The following is a 5304-nucleotide window of genomic DNA, read 5'->3' as shown; positions in this document are numbered from 1 at the left end:
CAATTCTCCAACGCCCACGGCAGATAGGGACCGAACTGTCTCACGACGTTCTAAACCCAGCTCGCGTACCACTTTAAATGGCGAACAGCCATACCCTTGGGACCTACTTCAGCCCCAGGATGTGATGAGCCGACATCGAGGTGCCAAACACCGCCGTCGATATGAACTCTTGGGCGGTATCAGCCTGTTATCCCCGGAGTACCTTTTATCCGTTGAGCGATGGCCCTTCCATTCAGAACCACCGGATCACTATGACCTGCTTTCGCACCTGCTCGACTTGTCTGTCTCGCAGTTAAGCTTGCTTATACCATTGCACTAACCTCACGATGTCCGACCGTGATTAGCAAACCTTCGTGCTCCTCCGTTACTCTTTGGGAGGAGACCGCCCCAGTCAAACTACCCACCAGACACTGTCCGAGTACTCGTTCCGAGTACTTCGTTAGAACATCAAACGTTAAAGGGTGGTATTTCAAGGACGCCTCCAACAACACTGGCGTGTCATCTTCAAAGGCTCCCACCTATCCTACACATCAAAATTCAATGTTCAGTGTCAAGCTATAGTAAAGGTTCACGGGGTCTTTCCGTCTAGCCGCGGGTACACCGCATCTTCACGGCGATTTCAATTTCACTGAGTCTCGGGTGGAGACAGCCTGGCCATCATTATGCCATTCGTGCAGGTCGGAACTTACCCGACAAGGAATTTCGCTACCTTAGGACCGTTATAGTTACGGCCGCCGTTTACTGGGGCTTCGATCAGGAGCTTCTCTTGCGATAACACCATCAATTAACCTTCCAGCACCGGGCAGGCATCACACCCTATACGTCCACTTTCGTGTTTGCAGAGTGCTGTGTTTTTAATAAACAGTTGCAGCCAGCTGGTATCTTCGACCGGTTCAACCTTCGTGAGCAAGTCACTACAATCTACGCCGGCGCACCTTCTCCCGAAGTTACGGTGCTATTTTGCCTAGTTCCTTCACCCGAGTTCTCTCAAGCGCCTGAGTATTCTCTACCTGACCACCTGTGTCGGTTTATAGTACGGTTTAGTGTAATCTGACGCTTAGTGGCTTTTCCTGGAAGCGTGGTATCGGTTACTTCAACTCCGTAGAGCCTCGTCATCACTTCTCGTTGTTAATAGAAGACCGGATTTGCCTAATCTTCCCAACTACCAGCTTAAACAGGGTAATCCAACACCCTGATAACCTAACCTTCTCCGTCCCCACATCGCAATTACACCAAGTACGGGAATATTAACCCGTTTCCCATCGACTACGCTTTTCAGCCTCGCCTTAGGGGCCGACTCACCCTGCCCCGATTAACGTTGGACAGGAACCCTTGGTCTTCCGGCGAACGAGTTTTTCACTCGTTTTATCGTTACTTATGTCAGCATTCGCACTTGTGATATCTCCAGCAGACTTCTCAATCTACCTTCATCGACTTACACAACGCTCCCCTACCCAACAATGTTTCCATTGATGCCGCAGCTTCGGTGACTAGTTTTAGCCCCGTTACATCTTCCGCGCAGGCCGACTCGACTAGTGAGCTATTACGCTTTCTTTAAATGATGGCTGCTTCTAAGCCAACATCCTAGCTGTCTAAGCCTTCCCACTTCGTTTCCCACTTAACTAGTACTTGGGGACCTTAGCTGGCGGTCTGGGTTGTTTCCCTCTCCACGATGAACGTTAGCACCCACCGTGTGTCTCCTATGCATTACTCTTCGGTATTCGCAGTTTGCATCGGGTTGGTAATCCGGGATGGACCCCTAGCCGAAACAGTGCTCTACCCCCGAAGGTATTCACATAAGGCTCTACCTAAATAGATTTCGGGGAGAACCAGCTATCTCCCGGTTTGATTGGCCTTTCACCCCCAGCCACAAGTCATCCGCTAATTTTTCAACATTAGTCGGTTCGGTCCTCCAATTAGTGTTACCCAATCTTCAACCTGCCCATGGCTAGATCACCGGGTTTCGGGTCTATACCTTGCAACTAGACGCCCAGTTAAGACTCGGTTTCCCTACGGCTCCCTTATTCAGTTAACCTTGCTACAAAATATAAGTCGCTGACCCATTATACAAAAGGTACGCAGTCACTCCTAAGAGCTCCCACTGCTTGTACGCACAAGGTTTCAGGTTCTATTTCACTCCCCTCGCCGGGGTTCTTTTCGCCTTTCCTTCACAGTACTGGTTCACTATCGGTCAATCAGGAGTATTTAGCCTTGGAGGATGGTCCCCCCATCTTCAAACAGGATATCACGTGTCCCGCCCTACTTGTTGTTAGCCTAGTACCACGATAATGTTTTCGAGTACGGGATTATCACCCTCTACGATTGAGCTTCCCAGCTCATTCCTCTAACAAAACCGCTATCACTAACTGGCTCTTTCGCGTTCGCTCGCCGCTACTAACGAAATCTCGGTTGATTTCTTTTCCTCGGGGTACTTAGATGTTTCAGTTCTCCCGGTTTGCCTCTTATTACTATGTATTCATAATAAGATAGTAGATTCTTCATCTACTGGGTTTCCCCATTCGGACATCTTGGATTAAACGCCTCTTATCGACTCATCCAAGCTTTTCGCAGATTAGCACGTCCTTCATCGCCTCTGATTGCCAAGGCATCCACCTTGTGCGCTTAGTCACTTAACTATACAACCTCAAATGTTTTCATTTAAATAAATCAAATGAATTTATTTGAAGCGATATCTTCAACTAAACACTTAGCTGCTTTTGTTCAGCTAAGATTTTTATACTCAGACTTTCTACTTGAGANCGAAATCTCGGTTGATTTCTTTTCCTCGGGGTACTTAGATGTTTCAGTTCTCCCGGTTTGCCTCTTATTACTATGTATTCATAATAAGATAGTAGATTCTTCATCTACTGGGTTTCCCCATTCGGATATCTTGGATTAAACGCCTCTTATTGACTCATCCAAGCTTTTCGCAGATTAGCACGTCCTTCATCGCCTCTGATTGCCAAGGCATCCACCTTGTGCGCTTAGTCACTTAACTATACAACCTCAAATGTTTTCATTTAAATAAATCAAATGAATTTATTTGAAGCGATATCTTCAACTAAACACTTAGCTGCTTTTGTTCAGCTAAGATTTTCTATACTCAGACTTTCTACTTGAGAATATAAATATTATATCCTTACAGAAAATCTCTCAGTTTTTCAGCTTGTTTCTACATTTTTAAAGAACATAAGACAATGTCTTTCGACTATCATCATACCTAAACTTGCAAAACATTCGGCATTTTTAACCGCTTGCAACCTTANCTGCTTTTGTTCAGCTAAGATTTTCTATACTCAGACTTTCTACTTGAGGATATAAATATTATATCCTTACAGAAAATCTCTCAGTTTTTCAGCTTGTTTCTACATTTTTAAAGAACATAAGACAATAAAAATCATCTTTAAATGGCGTCCCCACGGGGATTCGAACCCCGGTTACCGCCGTGAAAGGGCGATGTCCTAGGCCTCTAGACGATGGGGACATCATTTAAAGATGCTTTCCACTTTGCCAGTTGAGAGTTAAATATTTTAGCGATTTTTGCAAATCTCTGCAAGATTTTAACCGCTTGAATGCCTAAATCTCATTCATCTCTTGTCCTACTGCTTNGTTTTCACTCATTCTCTTATGATTTGCTTTCGCTAATCACATCATTGAGTGGTGGGTCTGAGTGGACTTGAACCACCGACCTCACCCTTATCAGGGGTGCGCTCTAACCACCTGAGCTACAGACCCAAAAGGATGTTTCCATTTATTCTACTTTCTATCAAACAATCTGTGTGAACACTTGCTGTCGCAAGATTTTTGGTAAGGNTATCAAACAATCTGTGTGAACACTTGCTGTCGCAAGATTTTTGGTAAGGAGGTGATCCAACCGCAGGTTCCCCTACGGTTACCTTGTTACGACTTCACCCCAGTCATGAATCATACCGTGGTAAACGCCCCCCCGAAGGTTAAGCTATCTACTTCTGGTACAACCCACTCCCATGGTGTGACGGGCGGTGTGTACAAGGCCCGGGAACGTATTCACCGCAACATTCTGATTTGCGATTACTAGCGATTCCGACTTCATGGAGTCGAGTTGCAGACTCCAATCCGGACTTAGACGTACTTTCTGAGATTCGCTCACCATCGCTGGGTCGCCGCCCTCTGTATACGCCATTGTAGCACGTGTGTAGCCCTACTCGTAAGGGCCATGATGACTTGACGTCATCCCCACCTTCCTCCGGTTTATCACCGGCAGTCTCCTTTGAGTTCCCGACCGAATCGCTGGCAACAAAGGATAAGGGTTGCGCTCGTTGCGGGACTTAACCCAACATTTCACAACACGAGCTGACGACAGCCATGCAGCACCTGTCTCTAAGTTCCCGAAGGCACAAACTCATCTCTGAGTTCTTCTTAGGATGTCAAGAGTAGGTAAGGTTCTTCGCGTTGCATCGAATTAAACCACATGCTCCACCGCTTGTGCGGGCCCCCGTCAATTCATTTGAGTTTTAACCTTGCGGCCGTACTCCCCAGGCGGTCGATTTATCACGTTAGCTACGGGCACCAGACTCAAAGTCCAATCCCCAAATCGACAGCGTTTACGGCGTGGACTACCAGGGTATCTAATCCTGTTTGCTCCCCACGCTTTCGCACATGAGCGTCAGTACATTCCCAAGGGGCTGCCTTCGCCTTCGGTATTCCTCCACATCTCTACGCATTTCACCGCTACACGTGGAATTCTACCCCTCCCTAAAGTACTCTAGTTGTCCAGTCTGAAATGCAATTCCCAGGTTAAGCCCGGGGCTTTCACACCTCACTTAAACAACCGCCTGCGTGCCCTTTACGCCCAGTTATTCCGATTAACGCTCGCACCCCCCGTATTACCGCGGCTGCTGGCACGGAGTTAGCCGGTGCTTCTTCTGTGATTAACGTCAATCGACTGTTCTATTAAAACAATCGCCTTCCTCGTCACCGAAAGAACTTTACAACCCGAAGGCCTTCTTCATTCACGCGGCATGGCTGCATCAGGGTTTCCCCCATTGTGCAATATTCCCCACTGCTGCCTCCCGTAGGAGTCTGGACCGTGTCTCAGTTCCAGTGTGGCTGGTCATCCTCTCAGACCAGCTAGAGATCGCGGGCTTGGTGAGCCTTTACCTCACCAACTACCTAATCTCACTTGGGCTCATCTTATGGCAACTGGACCGAAGTTCCCAGTCTTTACTCCTAAGAGATTACGCGGTATTAGCTACCGTTTCCAGTAGTTATCCCCCTCCATAAGCCAGATTCCCAAGCATTACTCACCCGTCCGCCACTCGTCAG

General features: G+C 47.4%; 2 tRNA genes and 2 rRNA genes. All 4 read right to left on the bottom strand.

From position 1 onward, the window contains the following. Nucleotides 1-2636 (bottom strand): 23S ribosomal RNA (locus ACERCF_RS12320); the annotation flags it as partial. Between the two features lie 772 nt (nt 2637-3408). Next, a tRNA-Glu gene (locus ACERCF_RS12315) sits at nt 3409-3484 on the bottom strand. A 174-nt stretch (nt 3485-3658) separates the two neighbouring features. Further along, a tRNA-Ile gene (locus ACERCF_RS12310) sits at nt 3659-3735 on the bottom strand. A 123-nt stretch (nt 3736-3858) separates the two neighbouring features. Then, nucleotides 3859-5304 (bottom strand): 16S ribosomal RNA (locus ACERCF_RS12305); the annotation flags it as partial.

It is taken from the genome of Mannheimia kashgarensis, from assembly GCF_041807705.1.
Classification (GTDB): domain Bacteria; phylum Pseudomonadota; class Gammaproteobacteria; order Enterobacterales; family Pasteurellaceae; genus Mannheimia.
Note: the sequence above shows the minus strand (reverse complement) of the source record. Positions and strands in the feature narration are given on the sequence as shown.